The following is a 22,539-nucleotide window of genomic DNA, read 5'->3' as shown; positions in this document are numbered from 1 at the left end:
TTCATCCCTGTTTATCTTTACTCTTTTTCAAATATTAACTGGCTGCCATATTCCCGGTCTGTCAGTGTCAGTTGATTCTGTTCCATATTGTAATCATATGTTCCATCTAACCGATCCAACGCCTGAGTAATCACATCCTCTGATATGCCTTCTGAATCCGCTGCCTTTTTTACAGCATCTGTATTGAGATGTAAACTAAAAGTTTTAGTTTTAGAATCAATATCATAATCCATAGAAACTGCAATTTGATTGCCATCAAATTCATCCGGCCATTTTATAATTGCTGTGTTATTCCCTTTGATTGTCATAATTAGATCACTGTCTTCGTAATCCCATGTTCCTTCCAATGGATTCATTGTGAACATGCGAATCAGGAAAAACACTGCAATCAAAATAATCACAACAGATGTGACAGACATTACACTTCGCCAAATAATACTTCTTGTATGATCATCATTTCTTGCGAGCATGTTCTCTTCTCCTCTAATTTGTTCTTCTTTAATTATACGGATTCTCGTATTTTATGTCAATCTAATTTCATTAAGCAAATATTGTTCCTAGAACGGTATAGGACAATACGGTCATAATAACTGTTGCAATTACAAGACCAAGAACAATGGCAGGAAAAGCCTTTCTAAAACGAATTCCCAATAATGCAGCAATCAAAGATCCTGTCCACGCTCCTGTTCCCGGAAGTGGAATGCCTACAAATGCTACTAGTCCCCAAAATTCATATTTTTCAATATTGGCACTCTGGCTCATCGCTTTATGTTCCAGTTTTTCAACTAAAGGTTTTAGTTTCTTTGTTCCTTTCATCCAATCAAAAATCTTTGTGATCAATAACAAAATGAATGGTATTGGAACCAGATTCCCAATAAAACAAATAGGAATAGCCTGCCACATAGGTACATCTAAAAGTGCCGGTCCTGCTGCAAGGAGTCCGCCTCTAAGTTCAAGAATTGGCACCATTGAAATCAAAAAAATGATGAATTCTTTCCCAACTTTTCCGCTAAGCCCTGCAATTAATCCATTTATTAATGCTTCTTTCATCTACTATCTTCCTCCATGTTCGGCAATATATTGTCTTAAGAAAGAAAAGAAAGTTTCCATCTCTTCTTTTGTACCAATTGTCACACGCAAATACTGTTCAATTCTCTCACTTCCCCAGTATCTGACGTAAATGTTGGCTTTTTTCAAAGCTGTAAATAGTTGTTCTGCATCCAGCTTTGGATGAGTTACAAAAATAAAATTGGCTTGAGATTCTGGATATTCAAATCCTAACTCTTTAAACTGCTCTTTGGCCCATTCTCTTGTTTCAACAATTTTATTTACAGTTTCTTTGAAATAAGTTTCATCTTTTACTGCTTCTGCTCCGCAAACAAGAGAAGTCTGGTTCATTGTATAAGAGTTAAACGAATATTTCACATCATTTAAATATTTAATCAAAGTTGGGTTACTGATGGCATACCCGATTCTCATACCAGCCATAGAGCGAGATTTTGAAAATGTCTGAACAACGATCAAATTATCATATTTTGAGATTAATTCCAATGCAGACTTTCCGGCAAAATCAATGTATGCTTCGTCTACAATTACGATAACATCCTGATTATGTCTGATGATATCTTCTACAAAATCCAGATTTTCATAAATTGCTGTAGGTGCATTTGGATTTGGGAAAATAACACCCCCGTTTTCTTTATAATAATCTTCTTTGCAAATATGAAAATCAGCATCTAATTTCTGACATTTATATGGAATGCGATATAAATCAGCCCATACTTTATAAAAAGAATAGGTAATATCCGGAAAAAGAATTGGCTTATCTGAATTAAAAAAAGTCAGAAAACACATGGATAATACATCATCTGAGCCAACTCCTACAAATACCTGATCTTTATCCACTTTGTATCGATCGGCCAGACATTGTGTAAGTAATTTGGCTGTCGGATCCGGATATAAGCGAAGTCGATCTAAATCCATTGACTGAAGTGCCTGTTCAACTCCTGGTGCCGGTGCATAAGGATTTTCATTTGTATTTAATTTAATTACTTTATTTTGTGGCTGTTCGCCTGGAATATAAGGCTCTACCTGGCGAATATTATTTCGTATATTTTCATTTAATCCCATGATTCCTTCCCTTTCCTATAGATTATATTGTTTAGCGAGTTTGGCAAATTCAGGCAATGAATTTACGATTGTCTCGTAGGATACACAATAAGCCATTCTTACATATCCAGGACATGCGAAAGAAGACCCCGGTACAATCAGTATATTATATTTTTTGGCTTCATTACAAAATTCTTTTTCATCATCAATCGGAGATTTTACAAATAAATAAAAGGCTCCTTCCGGTTTGATACAATCAAACCCTAGATTTTTTAATCCGTTATATAATGTCTCACGATTACGGTCATAGTAAGAAATATCTGTTTTTTCATTTAAACATGCTTTTACAACTTTTTGTTGTAAAGTTGGAGCATTTACAAAACCAAGAATACGTGTTGCCACATTGACTGCCCCGATTAGCTTTTCGCTGTCAGATGCTTCATCCGGAATTACAAGATAGCCGATGCGTTCTCCTGGAAGAGAAAGAGATTTACTGTATGAATAACCTACAATTGTATTTGCATAGTACTTTGTAAGGTAAGGTACTTCAACTCCGTCATATGCTAATTCACGATATGGCTCATCTGAGATTAAATAAATGTCTGTTCCATATTCTTTCTGTTTTTTCTCTAAAATAGCGGCCATTTTCTGAATTGTTTCCTCTGAATAAACAACACCCGTTGGATTGTTTGGGGTATTTACAATTATGGCCTTTGTTTTTGGAGATATTTTCTGTTCGAATTCATCTAGCTTAGGCTGAAAATTAGTAGTATTAGGAGAAACTTCTACAAGGACACCATCATAATTATCTGTATAACTGCGATATTCACCAAAATATGGAGCAAATGTGATGACCTCATCGCCTGGATTGATCAAGGATTTCAAAATGACATTTAGTCCACCTGCTGCTCCTACGGTCATGGTAATATTCTTGCTACAAAAATGTGTGCCAAAGCGGTCATTTAAAGAATCTGCGATAGCTATTCTAACATCTTCATATCCGGCATTACTGTTTGTATAACCATGTAAAACCACAGGATCTTCCTCGTCTAAAAGTTCTTTGATCGCATATTTAACTGCATCCGGAGCCGGAACATTTGGATTGCCAAGACTAAAATCAAATACATTTTCAGATCCGTATATCTTTGCCAATCGGTTACCTTCTTCAAACATTGCCCGGATTGCAGAACTATTTGCAACCATATTTTCCATTTTTTTTGAAATCATCTTTGTATCCTCCTATTTTTTTGTGACGAATCCTTTTTGTACCATAAATGCAGGCTGATACGATAATTTAGCTTTTCGAAGTCCGGCAGAACCGGCATCGTCTTCTCTATTTATATATGCATAATCTGTACATTCATGCTGAACAAACTGCTGATTAATCATTGGATAAGCACCGTCTACATCCGCAAAAGCCTTTTCGATATGAACAACAAATGTATCTTCACACATCGGCTCCCCAATTGTAAATGCTACAATATTTCCTTCTGCACGAAGAACACCACCTATAAGACCGAGTTCTTTATACAGGCGTAAGGAATTTAATGTTACACACATTTCTGCATTTTTCTCCATATCCTCATCGCATCCATTTTGCGTACGCCATTTTAAAGCCATTTGAAAACATTCTTCCACATTATCATCGTTTAATTGTTCATAGCTCCAGTCTTCATGCAGGGATTTAAATTTATTAATATGATTTCTTTTTCCATGTAGTTTCTTCCCTGCAAGAGTTATAAGTTTTTCTGAATCATATACATAATCAGCCTGATCCGGGTCGTATTGTATTTTATATACACCCGGATACCAACATTCCAGTTGTGCAAAGTTTTCTTCTGTTACATTATAAAACATAAGTGGAGTATTTTGGGTATCACTATATTGATTTAACCATTCAATTGCTTTATGAACAGAGTCATCATCTCCTGCAGGATAGGCAAAAAGAGCTTTTTCGGAATTGTCCTTGAAAACTAATGCGCCTTCAATAATGGCATACTCTACTTTATAGTGTCTGGACCAAAGATAAACATTTGCAAAAGTACGTTCACAGCTTCGGCTTGGTGATTTTTTTAAATAAGAGTAAATAATTTCTTGGTCTTCTAATTCAGGTCGTTTAAATTGGATTTTATCCATTCAAAAAATCCTTTCTTTTTGTGATAGCCACAAAGTTGTGGCCGGTAGTTGTTTAGTATATTGTCAAGTGCAAAAAGCAGCGGAAATCCCGCTGCTTAAAATGAGCTTATCGGATAAAGTTTGTTTTGATTTTCTCTTCACCCACCGGCATTTCAATACCTGCTTTTTTTCCTGCCTCGAGGCATTTCAAAAGCCATGCCATATTATTACCTAAAGTTCTCATAATCTGAATTCCCTCGGCATCCTGCTGCACTTCATCCGGTGTATTACCATGTACCATTGTCCAATAATTAGATGATACGACCGGCATCTGATGGTATGTAAAATATTTCATGATCACATCCAGTGTAGCAGTTGTTCCGGCTCTACGTGCAGATGTGACAGCCGCAGCTGGTTTGTGCAACATATCTTTTCCGGCACACGAACATAATTTATCCATAAATTCAATAATCTGGCCAGACGGAGATGCCCAATAAACTGGAGAACCAACAACTAATGCATCCGATTTGGCCATCTTCGCTGCTGCTGCTTTTACATTTTCCATGTCAGGATTGCCTGCCTGAAAAATTTCTGTCTCAATGCCCTGTTTCTCAAGCACTTCTGCAACAACTGTCAGCGCTGTATATGTACAGCCTGCTTTTCTTGGACTTCCATTTAATAATAATACTTTCATTCCAGTTCCTTCTTTCTGGTCTTATTTGTTTATTTAAAATAATATTTAATCTTCATTCATTTTTGCAAGTTTTGCAGTCTGGTCTGCTGCAATCAGACTGTCGATGATTTCATCAAGATCTCCATTTAAAATGGAATCTAATTTATGCAAAGTTAATTTGATTCTGTGGTCTGTTACACGTCCTTGTGGGAAGTTATAAGTACGGATCTTCTCAGAACGATCTCCTGTACCCACCTGACTTTTACGCGCTTCTGCCTCAGCATCGTGCTGTTTTGCAAGTTCAAGTTCATAGAGACGGGCACGAAGTACTTTCAATGCTTTATCTTTATTTTTTAACTGTGATTTTTCATCCTGGCATGAAATTACAATTCCTGTCGGGATATGTGTCAGACGTACAGCAGAGTCAGTTGTATTAACGCACTGTCCACCATTACCTGAAGCACGGAACACATCGAATTTACAATCGTTCATATCTAATTCTACATCCACTTCTTCTGCTTCCGGCATGATTGCAACTGTAATAGTAGATGTATGGATACGTCCGCCACTTTCTGTCTCTGGAACACGTTGTACACGGTGAACACCACTTTCGTATTTTAATCTTGAATATGCACCCTGTCCTGAAATCATAAATACACATTCTTTAAATCCACCGATTCCATTCTCGTTAAGTGAGATCATCTCTACTTTCCAACGGCGTCCTTCTGCATAATGTACATACATACGATAAACTTCAGCTGCGAATAAAGCCGCTTCATCTCCACCGGCACCGGCACGGATTTCCACGATAACGTTCTTTTCGTCGTTTGGATCCTTTGGAAGAAGTAAAATCTTCAGCTCTTTTTCCAGTTCTTCAATTCGGTTCTTTGATTCATTCAATTCTTCTTTTGCAAGTTCACGCATCTCTTCATCTGATTCTTCTTCTAACATCATCAGACTGTCTTCTACATTCTGCTTGCACTGTTTATATTCTTTAAATGCTTCAACAATAGGAGCCAGATCGCTTTGCTCTTTCATTAAATTGCGGAAACGAGTTGCATCGTTTGCCACATCCGGTTCCTGAAGTTCTCCCATTACTTCTTCATATCGGATTACAAGATCCTCTAATCTATCAAACATAATTTCCTATATCCTTTCTAACTTCTATCATATCTATAAAGATAATTCACCTCTTCGTATCATACACGCCTAATACAACCCGGTCAAGACCTGCAAGGTCTTTTTTTATCAGGACATCTCTAAATCCGGCATCTTTCATCATATTTGACACGTCTAATCCTTGATCATGTCCAATTTCAAATATCAAATACCCATCCGCTTGTAAATATTTTTCACTTTCAGAAATGATTTTTCGATAGAAATATAATCCGTCTTCCATTCCGTCTAACGCAAGCATCGGATCATGTTCTCTTACTTCTTCTTGAAGTGTTTTAATTACATCACTTCGAATATATGGTGGGTTCGATACGATCATCGAATATTTGTCTGTTATTTTGTCAAACAGATCGCTTTGAAGAAAGTCGACAGACAAATCCAGCGATTTTGCATTTTCTCTTGCCACTTCCAGTGCTTTATCAGAAACATCAACACCGGTTCCTGTAATTTGTTTCTTATTTTTCATGTAATACAAAATACTAAGTAAAATGCAGCCTGAACCGGTACACATATCCAATAGATTTACGGGGAACGAGATTTCTTTTAGTTTTTTTAAGGCAGTTTCCACGAGTATTTCAGTATCTTGTCTTGGAATTAATACATGTTCATTTACATGAAATTCCAACCCCATAAACTCTTGAACACCTGTTAAATGTTGAAGTGGAATATGCTCTGCACGTTTTTGAATCAGTTGCAGATATTGTTCTTGTTGCTTTTTGGGTACTGACTGCTGTGAATCAACAAAATAGCGTGCACGGGTAATACCTGTAACATATTCTAATAAATACCATGCATCCAGAGAACTTTCTTGAATGGATGCATTTTTTAGTATGTCAGTTCCTATATTATACAGCTCTTTTAATGTCATCTTTTTTCTCCAATTGTATCTTTCACTGTTATTTTCATCAATTTTACTTTAAATCTATTTTAAAGTTATCTTTCAAATATGCTTTCCAGTCAAAGACAGCTTCTACAGCCTGAATCGCAACCTCGATCATACTGTCATCCGGCTCCTTTGTTGTCAGATTCTGTACCCACATGCCAGGACGACTGAGGAGATTTATAATCGGATTCTCACTATTGCCTGCCAGACGGATGATTTCAAATGAAACACCGGCAATTACCGGCATCAATGCGATTCGGATTACAACACGAAGGACCTGGGATTTTGCAGTAATAAAAAAGCAAAAAATGATACTGACAATCATAACAAAAAACAAAAAGCTTGTTCCACAACGTTTATGTTGCTTGGAACTCTTTCTAACATTATCAACATTTAGTTCCATACCGTGTTCTATACAGTTGATACACTTATGCTCTGCTCCATGATACATAAATGTGCGTTGGATATCTTTCATGTGTGATACGAGTGATATGTACGCAAGGAATATAGCCAGGCGGATAATTCCTTCAATTACTGTCATCATGAAATGTGAGGTAATATAATTTTTCAAAAAATTGCTAAGAAAATATGGGAGAACCATAAAAATTGTAACCGCAAGTACAACTGAAATAATGATTGTCAGGTTCATAAAAATCTGGTCTTTTTTTTCTTGTTTGCGAATTTCTTCTGCTGTCATTACTTTTTCATCTGTCTCTTCATCTTCATAAAAAGATGCTGAATAAGTAAGAGTTTTCATTCCTAAAACCAGTGAATCAACAAAACTAAAAATTCCTCGTATAAATGGAATTTTCTTACCTGTTTCCCAGGGAATCACGCTTTTATATTTTTCTACGCTTACTTCAATTTCCTGATTCGGCTTTCGGACAGCAACCGCATATTTATCTCCGTTTCGCATCATAATCCCTTCAAGAACGGCCTGCCCGCCGATATTGGATGATTTCATATCATTTCTCCTGTCTGTTCTGTTGCTGTTACTTATATCTATTAAAATAAACAACACGACTGATAAATTTTGAAAAAGTCAGTCGCTTCTATGGAAGCCGCTGACCATAAGGGCTGTTGTTTACAAAATACTTGCAAACAAATTATTTATAAAATGATAAGAGGCTGAGATATATCTACCTCAGCCTGCATAACAAATTCTTATTTCATACCATATTTCTTGTTGAACTTGTCTACACGTCCGCGAGCCTGTGTAGCTTTCTGCTGACCTGTGTAGAATGGATGACATTTAGAACAAATTTCTACGTGAATGCTTTCGTTTGTAGATCCTGTTACAAATGTATTACCACAGTTGCAAGTTACTGTTGCCTGATGGTATTCTGGATGGATTCCTTCTCTCATGATTTTCACCTCTCTATTTAAAATATAGTTATTTACTCTCTAAACAGCTATCTCAGTATAGCATAACCTTTTTGTTGTTGCAAGTTTTTTTTGTAAGTTTTTAAATAATGTTTTTAAATAAATTTCTGACGGATTACTTTTTGTACTAATTCGGCGTTATTTGCTGTCCTGTCAAATGTATTTAACAGATTGTCCACTGCCTCATCTGCTTTTAGTCCATTTAAGGCCTTTCTTATAATATATACGGCATCCTGCTCGTCTTTTGTAAGTAAAAGATCTTCTCGTCTTGTTCCTGATTTTGGAATGTCAATTGCAGGGAATACACGTTTTTCCTGAAGCTTACGATCCAAAACCAATTCCATATTACCAGTTCCTTTAAATTCTTCGTATACAACATCATCCATTTTACTTCCTGTTTCAACCAATGCTGTTGCAAGAATTGTAAGACTACCGCCCTCTCTCATATTTCTGGCAGCACCAAAGAAACGTTTTGGCATATGCAGGGCAGCAGGGTCAAGACCTCCTGACAGTGTTCTTCCTGATGGTGGTACTGTAAGGTTGTATGCTCTTGCAAGTCGCGTAATACTATCGAGAAGGATCATAACATCTTTTCCGTGTTCTACTAATCGTTTCGCACGTTCAATGACCATTTCAGATACACGTTTATGGTGTTCCGGCAACTCATCAAATGTAGAGTAGATTACTTCAACATTTGGTCCGGCGATTGCTTCACGTATATCTGTTACTTCCTCAGGACGTTCATCAATCAATAAAATTAACAGATGCATATCTGGTTCTGATTTCTGAACAGACAGAGCAACTTCTTTTAATAATGTCGTTTTTCCGGCTTTTGGCGGAGATACAATCATTCCTCTTTGCCCTTTTCCTATTGGAGAAAGGAGGTCAACAATTCGCATTGCAGTACTGCTTGTTGCTTCCTCTAACTGGATTCGTTTATTTGGGAAAATCGGTGTTAAATCTTCAAAATTTGGACGCTTTGCAGCTTCGGCAGGTCGAATTCCATTAATTGTGGAAACGTAAAGCAGGGCACTGAATTTTTCTCCCTGTGTTTTAATTCGTGTGTTTCCGGTTAAAATATCTCCGGTTTTTAAATTGAATCTACGTATTTGGGATGGAGAAACATAGACATCATTTTCACCTGGAAGATAATTTTCGCAGCGAATAAATCCGTAGCCATCCGGAAGCACCTCTAAAATTCCATTGGCGGCTTTTCCACTATCCAGCTGTTCAATGTCGGTTGTTTCCTTTTTCTCCTTTAGTTCTTCTTTGATTTCCTCTTTTGCCTCTGTGTTTGCAGCCTCTTGTTTATCCGCAACATCCTGTGAAAGCATAGCATCGATCAAATCACTTTTCTTCATTGTAGAAATACCTTTCATATTTCTGGCTTTTGCAAGTTCTTTTAACGTTGCCAACGGCAATGATTCGTATTTTTCTCTTGTCATAAATACAATCCTTTCTTTTCATATGAAGTATAAAAATATGTTTCAAAATACGTCTTTTATATTAAATATTTGCTTTTGTAAATTTTCGGGAACTTTGGTCTGAATCGACTCAAATGAATTAAAGCTATTGTTAGTATACATCAACTGTTGCAAAAATAAAAGAGTTTTTTCAAAATTTAGAAAGGATTCCTCTCTTGCGTCTATTCTATAAGAGTGATATGATAATTTTCAGATACTATTATAATAAAGAAGAGGTACAAAAATATGACAAACAGCGAAAAAGCATTACAGATGCATGAACAGTGGAATGGTAAGATTGAAACAATAGCAAAATCGCATGTGAATTCAAGAGAAGATCTTGCCATCGCTTATACTCCGGGTGTTGCAGAACCTTGTAAAGTAATCGCACAAGATCCGGAAGCTGCATATAAATACACGATCAAATCCAATACGATTGCCGTTGTTTCTGACGGAAGCGCAGTACTTGGACTTGGTAATATCGGTGCTAAAGCTGCTATGCCGGTTATGGAGGGAAAAGCAGTTTTATTCAAAGAATTCGGTGGAGTGAATGCAGTTCCTATCTGTCTTGATACACAGGATACAGAAGAAATCATTCGTACAGTAGTAAATATTGCACCTGCTTTTGGAGGAATCAACTTGGAAGATATTTCTGCTCCTCGTTGTTTTGAGATTGAGGAGCGTTTAAAGGAACTTCTTGATATTCCTGTTTTCCATGATGATCAGCACGGAACAGCTATCGTTGTACTTGCCGGTATTATAAATGCGTTGAAAGTAACCGGTAAAGAAAAAGAGAATTGCCGTGTTGTTGTAAATGGAGCAGGTTCTGCAGGAGTTGCGATCACAAAACTTCTTTTAACATATGGTTTTCCTAATATCACAATGTGTGATATCAATGGAATTATCGGAAAAGACTCACCGAATTTAAATTGGATGCAGAAAAAAATGGTTGAAGTTACAAATTTGGAGAATAAAAAAGGAACTCTTGCTGATGCTTTAGAAGGTGCTGATATCTTTGTCGGAGTATCTGCGCCTAATATTGTTACAAAAGATATGGTAGCTTCTATGAATAAGAATGCAATTCTTTTTGCAATGGCAAACCCTGTACCTGAAATTATGCCTGATATTGCAAAAGAGGCTGGTGCAAAAGTTGTTGGAACCGGACGTTCTGATTTTCCAAATCAAGTAAATAATGTTGTTGCTTTCCCTGGAATTTTTAAGGGTGCTTTAGAAGGCCGTGCAACACAGATTACGGAAGAAATGAAACTCGCAACTGCTAATGCAATTGCAGGACTTGTTGCGGATGATGAATTAAATGAAAATAATATTTTGCCAGAAGCCTTCGATCCACGCGTGGCAGATGTTGTAAGTAAAGCTGTAAAGGACTTGATTTAATGAATCGCTGGGGTGAAAAACGTTATCATTCTATGGATTATGATCTAAAAGAGCTTTATGGAGAAAAAGTATATAAGATTACACTTAATGGTGGGATGACTTGTCCAAACAGAGATGGAAAAGTTGGCCATGGTGGCTGTATTTTCTGCAGTTCTGCAGGCTCAGGTGACTTTGCCGGGTCTGCCACCTGCTCTATCACAGAACAACTTGTCATGGGAAAAGAAAACTTAACAAAAAAACGACCCGTGCATTCATATATTGCCTATTTTCAGGCATTTACAAATACGTATGCCCCTGTAGAATATTTAAGGCGGATTTATATGGAGGCAATTCAAGATCCGGATGTTCAAATTCTTTCTATTGCAACGAGACCGGATTGTCTGCCAGAGGATATACTTCAATTATTAGAAGAAATCAATCAGATCAAACCGGTCTGGGTTGAACTTGGGCTTCAGACAATCCATCCACAAACGGCAACCTATATTCGTCGTGGATATCCGTTAGAAGTATTTGAAGAGGCAGTAAATAATTTGAGAAGACGAAATATTTCTGTGATCACACATACAATTTTAGGACTTCCGGGAGAAAATGAAGATATGATGCTTGAGACAATAGATTATCTTAACAAAATGGATATACAGGGGATTAAGCTTCAACTGCTTCACATATTAAAAGGAACAGATCTTGCCCTCGATTATGAAAAACAACCGTTTTGGAGTCCTACTATGGAGGAATATATTTCTCTGCTTGGAAAGTGTATTGCACGCCTTCGTCCGGATATAACCATCCACAGGTTAACCGGTGACGGACCAAAAGAATTACTTATAGCACCATTATGGACAAGTCAGAAAAGGACCGTATTAAATACGCTGCATCGTTATCTGAAAGAACAAGATATCTGGCAGGGAAAGGAGTATCATGTCTGAATCATTTACATTATACAAATTAATTATTCTTTATATGTTGGAAAAGGTAGATTTTCCATTAACCACATCCCAAATATCTGAATTTATTTTGGATAAGGGGTATACGAATTATTTCAAACTTCAAAGTACGATTTCTGAAATGCTGGATTCACAATTGATTTTGGCAGAGAATACCCACAATCGTACCTTATATCATTTAACAGAAGAAGGAAGTAAAACAATCGAATTTTTCCGCAATAAAATTTCACCGGAGATTCAACATGATATTGATGATTTTCTGGAAGAAAAAAGTTATGATTTGAAAGAGGAAGCTGCGGTAAAAACAGAGTATTATCTGACACCGAACCACGAATACGAGGTGCGATGTCAGATTGTAGAAAATGATTCCAGCCTCATTGATCTGAAATTGACTGTTCCCACAAAAAAAGAGGCTGAAACCATTGCAAATAACTGGAATATGCAAAGTCAGAGTGTTTATGCATCATTGCTCGCGAAGCTTTTGTAACCATTCTTTTGTTTGCTTTTCATGACCAAGATCGCCGGGTTCATAGAACCTGGCATTTTTTATCTCATCCGGTAGATATTGTTGATGTACATAATGATTTTTATAGTCATGTGCATATTGATAGCCTATACCATGTCCCAATTTTTGAGAACCTTTATAATGAGCATCTTGAAGGTGTGTCGGTACTGTTGTTTTTATATTTCGCACAGATTCATTTGCCAGCATAATAGCATTTACTGCGGAATTACTCTTTGGTGCAGATGCCACATATAAAACAGCTTGTGAAAGTATAATCTGGGATTCCGGCATTCCGATCCTTTCTACCGCCTGTGCGGCAGACACTGCAACTGTCAAAGCCATTGGATCAGCATTTCCCACATCTTCTGCTGCGCAGATCATAATTCGTCTGGCAATGAATTTAACATCTTCACCTGCGTAAAGCATTTTTGCAAGATAGTAAACGGCGGCATCAGGATCCGATCCACGCATACTTTTAATAAATGCTGAAATTGTGTCATAATGATTATCCCCAGTTTTATCATAGCGCACTACTCTCTTCTGGATGCATTCTGATGCAACATCTAGTGTAATATGGATCAATCCATCTTCACCTCGCGGGGTTGTCAAGATACCAAGTTCTACTGCATTCAAGGCACTTCTCGCATCACCACCAGCAATGTCAGCTAAAAACTCAATTGCGTCTTTGTCAATCTCCGCTTTATAGCTTCCCATTCCTTTTGTTTTATCATACACGGCGCGATGAAGTAGTAATTTGATATCTTCTTTTTTTAAAGCATGTAATTCAAATACACTTGATCTGGATAAAAGAGCTCCGTTTACTTCAAAATAAGGATTTTCTGTCGTTGCCCCTATCAAAGTAATGGTTCCATCTTCTACAAAAGGAAGCAAATAATCTTGTTGCCCTTTGTTAAAACGATGAATCTCATCGATAAATAATATTGTTTTCTTTCCATACATGCCGAGTAAATCTTTGGCTTCTTTTATGACCTCTTCCATGTCTTTTTTACCAGCTACTGTTGCATTGATCTGTTTAAATTCAGCACTGGTGGTATTAGCAATTACTTTGGCAAGTGTTGTCTTACCTGTTCCGGGTGGTCCGTAAAAAATAATTGAACCCAATTTATCAGCCTTGATCGCTCGGTATAATAATTTGTCTTTGCCGATGATATGCTGTTGTCCGACTACCTCATCTAATGTTGTCGGACGCATTCTGGATGCAAGAGGAGATTCTTTTTCTTGCTTGTTTTCTCTCATATAATCAAATAAATCCATATATATCTTCCTTTCACTTCTATACAGATAATTTTCTAAATGCAGAAATGTTTTAGTTTAGAAGTAATTTATCTACGGTAACAAACTGATACCCTTCTGCCTGAAGCAAATCTACAATTCGAAGTGCTGCAATTACAGAACTATTATAACAGTCATGTAACAAGATAATATCATTTTCTTTTGTATCCGTCACTACTTTGTTTACAATTTCATCCACATTTTCTGTAGTCCAATCTAACGGATCTACAGTCCACAACACCGGAATAATGTTCATTTTTTTCTCTAAATTTCTTTGCCAGCTGCCAAAAGGAGGCCTCATATATTCCGGCGCTTTTCCTATAATACTTTCTATAAGATCATTTGTGTTTTTCATTTCTTCATAAGCTTCTTCATCACTTAGCTTTGTAATCTCTAAATGATGATATGTATGATTTCCTATTAAATGTCCTTGCTCATACATTTGTTTTACAAGGTTTCGATTACTGTTTTGTTCAATATTTTCACCAATTAAAAAGAAAGTGGCATGCACATTTCTCTGCTTTAACCCTTCTAATAATTTAGGTGTAAACTGAGCATTTGGTCCATCATCAAAAGTTAATGCGATCATGGGTTTCTCAGTCTGTTCTTGTATGACTGCTTTGGTTTCCTCAAATTGTTTTGGAAATTGTCCTTTAGTTTCACTTGACTTTAAATTGAATTGTATAATGCCAAAATATTGCGAGATAAAAAGTACGGCAATAAAGTAGCTGACACTGATTATTTTCGAAAAAATTTTTTCGTATCTATTTATATGCATATGTCGTCCTTCTCGAATACATCTATTGTAATTATATGCAAGATATTTGGCAACTCATGAATCATATTGGTGTAAAGCAGTTCTTATATTTGATTTTTTCTATACTCAGATGGAGTCATTTTCATTTTGCTTTTAAATGCCTTGGAAAAATAGAGATTATTTTCAAAGCCTACGGAATAGGCAATACTCGCAATAGACAAGGATGTTTCACGTAGTAAATGTCTGGCCCGCTTAAGCCGGTATTCAATCAAATACTCTTTCGGGGATTGATTTTGTATAGCTTGAAATGAACGGAAAAGATAACTTCTGCTAATTCCAACATAAGATGCAACATCTTCTACGGTAATTGGATAAGAATAGTTTGTCGAAATATAATCTTTTGCCTGTTCTACATAAACCACTTGGCTGTTTTGTATGTCTTCTTCATGTTGTGCATAATGCATAAATGTAGACAATAATGTGTAAAGTGCTCCGGTCATTGCAACTGCTGATTCGTAATCGCTTCCTTTTACATCATAGATAATACCAAGTTGTTCCTGGATCAGATTATTGGGAAGCGTACCTTTTTTTATCCATGGATGCTTTCGCCTGAAATCAGTTGCTCTGATAATGGTGTCTGCATCTTCTCCCATAAATCCAACCCATGCATATTCCCAAGGATTTTGGCTGTCAGCATAATAACGTACTTCTGTGTCGGGATATAGTATAAAGGTATCTCCTGCCGATAATTGGATAACTGTTCCATTTACTTCATACCAACCGGTTCCCGAAATGATATGATGGATACAATAATGGTTTCTTACTCCGGGACCCCACTGGTATTCCGGTTCGCACAACTGATGGCCTACATTGTACACGGATAACGATCCAAGTAACTTTTCTCTTGCTTTAAAAGAATATTTATATGTGTTTAACATTTTAACACCTCTTTCTACTACTTCTTATTATAAACGCTCTCCTCTTTCCAAAGCAACATTTTTACATATTTTTGCACGGATTTTTTATATACTTTTTATCGATAGACCCGTATAATAAAATTAATACGAAAACAGAATATATATGTTTTGTAAAACGATTCTATCTGTTATAACGAAAGTGAGGATACTATATTATGCAGGAAAAACTTTTTGAAAAATTCAAAGAACTTTTTGGGGATACTTCGGATGCACGTCTTTATTTTTCTCCGGGACGTGTTAATCTTATCGGAGAACATACAGACTATAATGGGGGACATGTATTCCCGTGTGCATTAACAATTGGAACTTATGGTGTTGCCAAAAAGAGAAACGACAACAAAATTCATTTTTATTCTATGAACCTAGATAATTTTGGTGTGATTGAAGTAACTCTTGATGATCTTTCATATCATGCAGAATACAATTGGGCAAACTATCCTTTGGGTGTTGTGTGGGCATTTGCAGAGAAAGGATATACTCTGGATTATGGGTTTGATATGGTGATCTGGGGAAATATTCCAAATGGTTCAGGCTTATCCTCTTCTGCTTCTTTGGAAGTCCTTACGGGCGTTGTTTTAAAAGATTTGTATAATATCGATGCATTAACAATGACAGATCTTGCACTGATCGGACAATACTCAGAAAATAATTTTAATGGATGTAATTGTGGTATTATGGATCAGTTTGCTGTTGCAATGGGTAAAGCTGATAACGCAATATTCCTTGACACAAGTACATTGAATTTTGAATATGCTCCAGTTAAATTAAAAGATGCTAAAATCATTATTACAAACAGTAAGGTGAAACATAGTCTGGTTGATTCAGCATATAATACACGTCGTCAGGAGTGTGCAGATGCACTTGCTGCATTACAGACAGAGGTTTCTATCGAGTCTCTTGGGGATTTAGATATGGAAACATTCGAAAAATATAAATCGGTGATTGGTGATCCAATTAAAGAACAGCGTGCGAAACATGCGGTTGCTGAAAATCAGCGTACAATTGATGCAGTTGCTGCATTAAAAGCAGATAATATAGAATTATTTGGTCAATTAATGAATCAGTCTCACATTTCTCTGCGTGATGATTATGAGGTTTCATGTGAAGAAATTGATATTCTTGTAGATCTCGCATGGAATACTCCGGGAGTGATTGGTTCGCGTATCACAGGAGGCGGATTCGGAGGATGTACTGTCAGCATTGTTAAAAATGATGCTATCGACACATTTATCGAAACAATTGGTACAGCATACAAAGAAAAAGTAGGACACGAAGCCGAATTCTATACTGTAGAAATCGGTGATGGGGCAAGGAGGCTTGTATAATGGCTTTATATGAAAACATAAAAAAATTGGTACAATATGGTATTAATACTGGAATCACACCAGAGTGCGAACGAATTTATACAACGAATTTAATATTAGATTTATTTCATGAGAATAATTATGAAGATATGGATTGCGATTTAAGCAATCTAAATCTCGAAACAATTTTAAAAGAGCTATTAGATGAAGCATGTTCTCGAGAAATAATCGAAGACAGTGTTACATATCGAGATTTATTTGACACAAAACTTATGAATTGTCTTCTTCCGCGTCCGGCACAGGTTCAACAGACATTTTGGCAGAAATATCAGATTTCTCCTGAAACTGCAACTGATTATTATTATAAATTCAGCCAGGATAGTGACTATATTAGAAGATATCGTGTATCAAAAGATATGAAATGGACTGTAGATACAGAATATGGTACTTTAGATATTACAATTAATTTATCTAAACCGGAAAAGGATCCAAAGGCTATTGCCGCTGCTCGCAATGCTGCTACTGTTTCTTATCCGAAATGTCAGCTTTGTATGGAAAATGAAGGATATGCCGGACGTACAAACCATCCTGCACGTGAAAATCATCGAATTATTCCAATAACAATAAATGATACAAACTGGGGATTCCAATATTCGCCATATGTATATTACAATGAGCATTGTATCGTATTTAACGGGGAACATACACCAATGAAGATTGATAAAAATGCGTTTATCAAATTATTTGATTTTATTAAGCAATTCCCTCATTATTTCCTTGGTTCAAACGCGGATCTCCCAATCGTTGGCGGTTCTATCTTAAGTCATGATCATTTTCAGGGAGGTCATTATACTTTTGCAATGGCAAAAGCTCCAATTATTAAGCATTTTACAGTTGCCGGATATGAGGATGTGACGGCGGGAATTGTTAAATGGCCATTGTCTGTCATTCGTTTACAGTGTGCTGATGAAAAACGCATTATTGAACTTGCTGATCATATTTTGAACGTATGGAGAGGTTATACAGATGAAGATGCATTTATCTATGCCGAAACAGAAGGACAACCACACAATACGATTACTCCGATAGCTCGTAAACGCGGTGATTTGTATGAACTTGATCTTACTTTGAGAAATAATATTACAACAGAAGAGCATCCTCTGGGTGTATACCATCCACACGCAAATCTTCATCATATTAAAAAAGAAAATATTGGATTAATTGAAGTAATGGGACTGGCTGTCCTTCCTGCAAGATTGAAGGGGGAACTTGAAACTTTAAAACAATATATTTTAGAGGGAAAAGATATTCGTTCGAATGAATCAATTGAAAAACATGCAGACTGGGTAGAAGAATTCCTTCCTAAATACGCAGATGTTAATAAAGATTCAATTGATGAAATTTTACAGCAGGAAGTTGGAAAAGTCTTCTGTCAGGTTCTTGAAGATGCCGGTGTTTACAAGTGTAATGAAGATGGATTAATGGCATTCCATCGTTTCATTGAAGCGTTATAAACATTAAATAGTACTGTGATATCATAAAAATATCCGGATAATTTGTGAACAACAGATTATCCGGATATTGATTTTATTTCTTTTTATTTTTTTTTGCTTTTTTTCTTATGCTATATCCAAATGTTCCGAGTTTTTTACCTAACCCGAGATATTCTCCATGTGAATATGCCAACAGACCGGTATTATTCAGTTCAAACTTATTTTGTTCATTTAGATATGCCTCGTCTGCATGAACTGCTGTAACATTTGCTAAGAACATATGATGGCTTCCCAATTCTTTGATTTCAACTACTTTACATTCAATATTTACAGGTGATTCTAAAATCAAAGGACTATATTCCAGTGTTTCGGCCTTTACTTGATGTAGATTCATTTCCTTCCATTTGTCTACATCGCGTCCAGATTTTACTCCACAATAATCCGTAGCTTTTACCAATTTTTCTGTTGTCAGGTTGATGACAAACTCTCCGCTTTCTTTAATCATCTGATACGAATAACGTTCCGGTCGTACCGAAATATATACCATTGCCGGATTCGTGCAAATTGTGCCCGTCCATGCAACAGTAATAATATTTGTTTCGCCTTGTTTATTTCCAACACTAACCATAACAGCTGGAAGTGGGTAGAGCATATTCCCAGGTTTCCAAAGTTGTTTACTCATTATTATGTCTCCTTTTATTTACTGTTGCAATGCCTCAACAATTGCAGGTACGAGTTGTTTCTTTCTTGACACAACCCCTTTTAAATATAATGTATCTGATTTTCCGTTTAAGTCAAAAGCACTGATTGCCTTCTCTCTCGCTTCTGGACCCACACACAGCAATTCTGATGATTCTGTCATAATATTGGTAAGCATGAAGAAAATCATATCCAGGCGATGATTTTGCCTGATTTTATCTAATTCGGATTCAATTTGTGTTTTAATCTCCGTCAGCTCTTTAGCACTCATAGAGTTCACCTGACCAACGCCAAATACAGTGTCATTTACTGTAAACTGTTTGAAATCAAGGAAACAAATTTCTTCTGCACTTTTGCCCTGAAGATTGCTTCCCGCCTTAAACATTGCCTGAGCAAGCTCTTCCATGTTAATGCCGGCAATCTCTGCAAGTTCTTTTGCCGCATCTTCATCTAATAAAGTACAAGTTGGAGAACGGAATAATAAAGTATCAGAAATAATTGCAGAACAAAGTAATCCGGCAATTACAGGATTCACAGGTTTATTATATTCCTGGTACATCTGATAAATTATGGTTGCAGTACATCCTACCGGCTGATTACGGAAAACAACAGGACCGATTGTCTGAATACTGTTTAATCTGTGATGATCGATAATCTCCAATACATCAGCCTGCTCAATTCCATCGACAGCCTGGCTTTCCTCATTGTGATCGACGAGGATCACCTGTTTTTTACGGCAATTTAACAATCGTCTACGAGAAATAAATCCTTGAAAATCTCCATTTATATCTACGACAGGGAAATCACGATATTTTTTACGTGCCATAACTTCTTTTACATCATCCACATAATCTTTTGGATAAAAAGTAATCAATTCATCTTTTGTCATAAAATGGCGAACAGGAATACTTTGATTGATTAAACGTGCAACAGTAAATGTATCATGAGGGGATGCGATTACAACAATTTCTTTTTCTTTAGCCTGTTTGAGAATTTCATTTGGAATTCTGGCATCACCACAGACCACCATACAGCTTACATTGATATCAATAGCAAGCTGCTGTGCTTCGATACGATCTCCAAGGATTACCAAATCATCTTCATCAACAAAATCTGACATCAACTGGCGACTTGATGCTGCGATAGCGACTTTTCCCTTTGATACATAACTGTGTTCATTTCCGGAAATAATCTTGCCATCTATCGTTGATGCAATATTCCGATATTGTGTCTTTGATCTTGCAAGAATATTACTATCATATACATCCATATAAGATCTGGCAATATCTCCTACTGTGATCAAGCCTTCGAGTTTATTATTACGGCCAATAGGAAGGGTTTTGATATTCAGTTCTTTCATTTGTGCCCAGGCTGTTTTTATAGATACTGAACCATTTAAATTCTCAGCTCGTCTTAAATCTACATCTCTTACCTGTACACGCAGATCAGAAAGCAACTTAGGAACTTCAACTCCAAAATATTCTAATACATATTGTGTTTCTTCGTTTAAACGTCCTGCTCTTCTTGCAACATAATGCTTTCCTGTCAATTCTTTTTTTAATGCTGCATATGCAATTGCAGAACAAATAGAATCTGTATCCGGGTTTTTATGCCCTACGACATAGATTTTGTTTTCATTCACTTCTCGTGACATAAAATTCCTCCAGTTTTTACGTTCTTTTATTCATATTCTATCACGATTTTTTTACTACAACAACCGGAAGACATAAATCTGAGAGATGTTTTTCATTAGGTACAATCCGTTACAAAGAAGTTGTAATAATTGAAATAGCTTATTCACAGAGATTGTATTTTCTTTTATAAATATGATATACTTAAGATAATCTAATCGTATTTATTGCGAATTTAAAGAAAAAAGAGGTGCTACAATGAGTGAAGAAATGAAAGTAAATGAAGTGCAAACAGAAGAAACAATGGCTGATTACGAAGAGCATTTTGATGATGCCAATCCATGGAATCGTGTTTATAATTATTTGGAAAATAAAACCGTACTTCATGTAAAAGTAGAAGGAATTGTTAATGGTGGCGTTATTGTGATGATAGAGGGACTTCGTGGATTTGTTCCTGCATCAAGACTTTCTTTATCTTATATTGAAGATTTGGAAACATTTTTATTAAAAGACATTGATGTTCAGGTGATTGATGTTGATCAGGCAAATAATCGTCTTGTTCTTTCTGCCCGTGAACTGCTTAAAGCAAAAGAGAAAGAAGAGCGTGAAGCACAACTGGCTTCTGTGCAAATAGGATCTGTTATGAAAGGTGTTGTAGAGACACTTCAGAATTACGGAGCTTTTGTTAAATTGGAAAATGGTCTGTCTGGACTGGTTCACATTTCTCAGATATCACAAAAGAGAATCAAGCAACCCTCAGATGTTCTCAGTGTTGGTGATGAAATCGAAGTGAAAGTAATCGGAATCAAAGATGGAAAAATCAGCTTAAGCAAGAAGGCTTTAGAAGAAATTGAAGAAGAAATAGTGGAGGAAAATGTAGAAATTCCAGAAGCAGAAGAAATCGGAACCAGTCTCGGTGATTTATTTAAAAACATTCAGTTATAGGCATAGTCCTAAAAAGAGATATCCATATTTGTACAGTGTGCACTAATATGGATATCTCTTCTTTATTCATCTTTATGATTGCAGTGCCCGCCGCAATATTTACAATCTCCTCCACATTGAATCGATTTTCCATTCTTTTTATCTTTTATCATACTCTTAATAATTGCAATAACAACACATAATAAAATAAGACCTACAATTGCTGTTCCCATAGTTATACCCTCCTAAAAATCTTATATTCTGAAAAATGTATATTTTATTTCTTACATGGTTAGCATACTCTAACTGTTGTAATATGTCAAGTACTGTTTACAATTCTCGCTAATTCATGTTATAATTATTGCATACTATAAAAATCAGAGGTGAGTTATTATGATACATTCAAATGAATCTGCTGAAAATTATTTAGAGACAATTCTCGTCCTTAGCAAAACACTTCCTGTGGTACGTTCTGTAGATATAGCAAATGAGTTAAACTTCAAGAAATCAAGTGTCAGTGTCGCAATGAAAAAATTACGTGAAAGCGAACATATTACAGTAACTCCACAAGGTTATATTTATCTTACAGAAACAGGAAAAGAGGTTGCAAACAAAATTTACGAACGACATTTATTGCTCTCTTCATGGTTGGAACGACTGGGCGTTTCTCCAGAAGTTGCTGCTGAAGACGCATGCCGTATGGAACATGTTATCAGCACCGAAAGCTTTGAGGCTTTAAAACGCCATATCGCTCGATAGGCAAATTTTTATAATGGGAGCTTTCCTGTTATATAAAAGATACTCAAATCAATTTC

General features: G+C 36.2%; 24 protein-coding genes. 7 read left to right on the top strand and 17 right to left on the bottom strand.

Going from position 1 to position 22,539, the window contains the following annotated elements:
• Nucleotides 1–17: 17 nt before the first annotated feature.
• The 11 genes from D8Q48_RS01555 to rho all read right to left on the bottom strand — a co-directional run bounded on the left by D8Q48_RS01555 (nucleotide 18) and on the right by rho (nucleotide 9,784).
• Nucleotides 18–470, bottom strand: a complete 453-nt coding sequence (locus tag D8Q48_RS01555; protein ID WP_121055166.1) for a hypothetical protein — start codon at nucleotides 468–470, stop codon at nucleotides 18–20.
• Between the two features lie 70 nt (nucleotides 471–540).
• Nucleotides 541–1,050: a small multi-drug export protein gene (locus D8Q48_RS01550; RefSeq protein ID WP_117989061.1), complete on the bottom strand. Its 510-nt coding sequence runs from the start codon at nucleotides 1,048–1,050 to the stop codon at nucleotides 541–543.
• Between the two features lie 3 nt (nucleotides 1,051–1,053).
• Nucleotides 1,054–2,130, bottom strand: a complete 1,077-nt coding sequence (gene hisC / locus D8Q48_RS01545; RefSeq protein ID WP_121055164.1) for a histidinol-phosphate transaminase — start codon at nucleotides 2,128–2,130, stop codon at nucleotides 1,054–1,056.
• Between the two features lie 15 nt (nucleotides 2,131–2,145).
• On the bottom strand, nucleotides 2,146–3,336 hold the full coding sequence (locus D8Q48_RS01540) for a pyridoxal phosphate-dependent aminotransferase (RefSeq protein ID WP_118687799.1): 1,191 nt from the start codon (nucleotides 3,334–3,336) through the stop codon (nucleotides 2,146–2,148).
• Between the two features lie 12 nt (nucleotides 3,337–3,348).
• Nucleotides 3,349–4,245 carry a phosphatidylglycerol lysyltransferase domain-containing protein gene (locus tag D8Q48_RS01535; RefSeq protein ID WP_121055162.1) on the bottom strand — a complete coding sequence of 299 codons (897 nt, stop codon included), beginning with the start codon at nucleotides 4,243–4,245 and terminating at the stop codon, nucleotides 3,349–3,351.
• Nucleotides 4,246–4,351: 106 nt separating this feature from the next.
• Nucleotides 4,352–4,918, bottom strand: coding sequence for a flavodoxin family protein (locus D8Q48_RS01530; protein ID WP_117989065.1), 567 nt, complete (start codon nucleotides 4,916–4,918; stop codon nucleotides 4,352–4,354).
• Between the two features lie 45 nt (nucleotides 4,919–4,963).
• A complete protein-coding gene (gene prfA, locus D8Q48_RS01525; protein ID WP_118687801.1) occupies nucleotides 4,964–6,037 on the bottom strand; it encodes a peptide chain release factor 1 in 1,074 nt (357 codons plus the stop codon).
• Between the two features lie 46 nt (nucleotides 6,038–6,083).
• Complete coding sequence (gene prmC / locus D8Q48_RS01520; RefSeq protein ID WP_121055160.1) at nucleotides 6,084–6,941, bottom strand: peptide chain release factor N(5)-glutamine methyltransferase; 858 nt, start codon at nucleotides 6,939–6,941, stop codon at nucleotides 6,084–6,086.
• A 43-nt stretch (nucleotides 6,942–6,984) separates the two neighbouring features.
• Nucleotides 6,985–7,920 (bottom strand): DUF1385 domain-containing protein, encoded by a 936-nt coding sequence (locus D8Q48_RS01515; RefSeq protein ID WP_118687803.1) that lies wholly within the window; start codon nucleotides 7,918–7,920, stop codon nucleotides 6,985–6,987.
• A 200-nt stretch (nucleotides 7,921–8,120) separates the two neighbouring features.
• Nucleotides 8,121–8,321, bottom strand: a complete 201-nt coding sequence (gene rpmE, locus D8Q48_RS01510; RefSeq protein ID WP_022075962.1) for a 50S ribosomal protein L31 — start codon at nucleotides 8,319–8,321, stop codon at nucleotides 8,121–8,123.
• A gap of 113 nt (nucleotides 8,322–8,434) precedes the next feature.
• Nucleotides 8,435–9,784: a transcription termination factor Rho gene (gene rho, locus D8Q48_RS01505; protein ID WP_118687980.1), complete on the bottom strand. Its 1,350-nt coding sequence runs from the start codon at nucleotides 9,782–9,784 to the stop codon at nucleotides 8,435–8,437.
• A 264-nt stretch (nucleotides 9,785–10,048) separates the two neighbouring features.
• Between rho and D8Q48_RS01500 the strand changes: the two genes are divergently transcribed.
• The 3 genes from D8Q48_RS01500 to D8Q48_RS01490 are packed head-to-tail and all read left to right on the top strand — an operon-like array spanning nucleotide 10,049 to nucleotide 12,628.
• Nucleotides 10,049–11,197: an NADP-dependent malic enzyme gene (locus D8Q48_RS01500; protein WP_121055158.1), complete on the top strand. Its 1,149-nt coding sequence runs from the start codon at nucleotides 10,049–10,051 to the stop codon at nucleotides 11,195–11,197.
• Nucleotides 11,197–12,123, top strand: a complete 927-nt coding sequence (locus D8Q48_RS01495) for a TIGR01212 family radical SAM protein (protein WP_121055156.1) — start codon at nucleotides 11,197–11,199, stop codon at nucleotides 12,121–12,123. The genes D8Q48_RS01500 and D8Q48_RS01495 overlap by 1 nt, the downstream gene beginning before the upstream one ends.
• A complete protein-coding gene (locus D8Q48_RS01490; RefSeq protein WP_022075958.1) occupies nucleotides 12,116–12,628 on the top strand; it encodes a DUF4364 family protein in 513 nt (170 codons plus the stop codon). The genes D8Q48_RS01495 and D8Q48_RS01490 overlap by 8 nt, the downstream gene beginning before the upstream one ends.
• Here the strand turns inward: D8Q48_RS01490 and D8Q48_RS01485 are convergent.
• The 3 genes from D8Q48_RS01485 to D8Q48_RS01475 all read right to left on the bottom strand — a co-directional run bounded on the left by D8Q48_RS01485 (nucleotide 12,605) and on the right by D8Q48_RS01475 (nucleotide 15,634).
• Nucleotides 12,605–13,921 carry a replication-associated recombination protein A gene (locus D8Q48_RS01485; RefSeq protein ID WP_117989072.1) on the bottom strand — a complete coding sequence of 439 codons (1,317 nt, stop codon included), beginning with the start codon at nucleotides 13,919–13,921 and terminating at the stop codon, nucleotides 12,605–12,607. The two genes, D8Q48_RS01490 and D8Q48_RS01485, sit on opposite strands and share 24 nt — an antisense overlap.
• Nucleotides 13,922–13,973: 52 nt before the next feature.
• Complete coding sequence (locus D8Q48_RS01480; protein WP_117989073.1) at nucleotides 13,974–14,717, bottom strand: polysaccharide deacetylase family protein; 744 nt, start codon at nucleotides 14,715–14,717, stop codon at nucleotides 13,974–13,976.
• Nucleotides 14,718–14,800: 83 nt separating this feature from the next.
• Complete coding sequence (locus D8Q48_RS01475) at nucleotides 14,801–15,634, bottom strand: AraC family transcriptional regulator (RefSeq protein WP_117989074.1); 834 nt, start codon at nucleotides 15,632–15,634, stop codon at nucleotides 14,801–14,803.
• 194 nt (nucleotides 15,635–15,828) lie between these two features.
• Between D8Q48_RS01475 and D8Q48_RS01470 the strand changes: the two genes are divergently transcribed.
• Together D8Q48_RS01470 and galT are read left to right on the top strand one after the other, a co-directional pair.
• On the top strand, nucleotides 15,829–16,998 hold the full coding sequence (locus D8Q48_RS01470) for a galactokinase (RefSeq protein WP_117989075.1): 1,170 nt from the start codon (nucleotides 15,829–15,831) through the stop codon (nucleotides 16,996–16,998).
• A complete protein-coding gene (gene galT, locus D8Q48_RS01465) occupies nucleotides 16,998–18,491 on the top strand; it encodes a UDP-glucose--hexose-1-phosphate uridylyltransferase (protein WP_121055154.1) in 1,494 nt (497 codons plus the stop codon). The genes D8Q48_RS01470 and galT overlap by 1 nt, the downstream gene beginning before the upstream one ends.
• A 73-nt stretch (nucleotides 18,492–18,564) precedes the next feature.
• On the opposite strand, the gene D8Q48_RS01460 is transcribed toward galT, so the two are convergent.
• Both D8Q48_RS01460 and D8Q48_RS01455 read right to left on the bottom strand, forming a co-directional pair.
• Nucleotides 18,565–19,152, bottom strand: coding sequence for a flavin reductase family protein (locus D8Q48_RS01460; RefSeq protein WP_117989077.1), 588 nt, complete (start codon nucleotides 19,150–19,152; stop codon nucleotides 18,565–18,567).
• A gap of 18 nt (nucleotides 19,153–19,170) precedes the next feature.
• Nucleotides 19,171–20,823, bottom strand: a complete 1,653-nt coding sequence (locus D8Q48_RS01455; RefSeq protein WP_117989078.1) for a putative manganese-dependent inorganic diphosphatase — start codon at nucleotides 20,821–20,823, stop codon at nucleotides 19,171–19,173.
• Nucleotides 20,824–21,058: 235 nt separating this feature from the next.
• On the opposite strand from D8Q48_RS01455, the gene D8Q48_RS01450 reads away from it, so the two are divergent.
• Nucleotides 21,059–21,745, top strand: a complete 687-nt coding sequence (locus D8Q48_RS01450) for a S1 RNA-binding domain-containing protein (protein WP_117989079.1) — start codon at nucleotides 21,059–21,061, stop codon at nucleotides 21,743–21,745.
• A gap of 62 nt (nucleotides 21,746–21,807) precedes the next feature.
• Here D8Q48_RS01450 and D8Q48_RS01445 read toward each other — a convergent pair whose 3' ends face one another.
• Nucleotides 21,808–21,957, bottom strand: coding sequence for a FeoB-associated Cys-rich membrane protein (locus D8Q48_RS01445; protein ID WP_117989080.1), 150 nt, complete (start codon nucleotides 21,955–21,957; stop codon nucleotides 21,808–21,810).
• A gap of 163 nt (nucleotides 21,958–22,120) precedes the next feature.
• Here D8Q48_RS01445 and D8Q48_RS01440 point away from each other — a divergent pair, with 163 nt between their 5' ends.
• Nucleotides 22,121–22,483: a metal-dependent transcriptional regulator gene (locus D8Q48_RS01440; protein ID WP_117989417.1), complete on the top strand. Its 363-nt coding sequence runs from the start codon at nucleotides 22,121–22,123 to the stop codon at nucleotides 22,481–22,483.
• The last annotated feature ends 56 nt before the right edge of the window (nucleotides 22,484–22,539 follow it).

Source organism: Ruminococcus sp. B05, assembly GCF_003628495.1.
Classification (GTDB): Bacteria; Bacillota; Clostridia; order Lachnospirales; family Lachnospiraceae; genus Schaedlerella; species Schaedlerella hominis.
The sequence above is the reverse complement of the archived record's forward strand: the minus strand, read 5'-3'. Positions and strand labels throughout refer to the sequence as shown.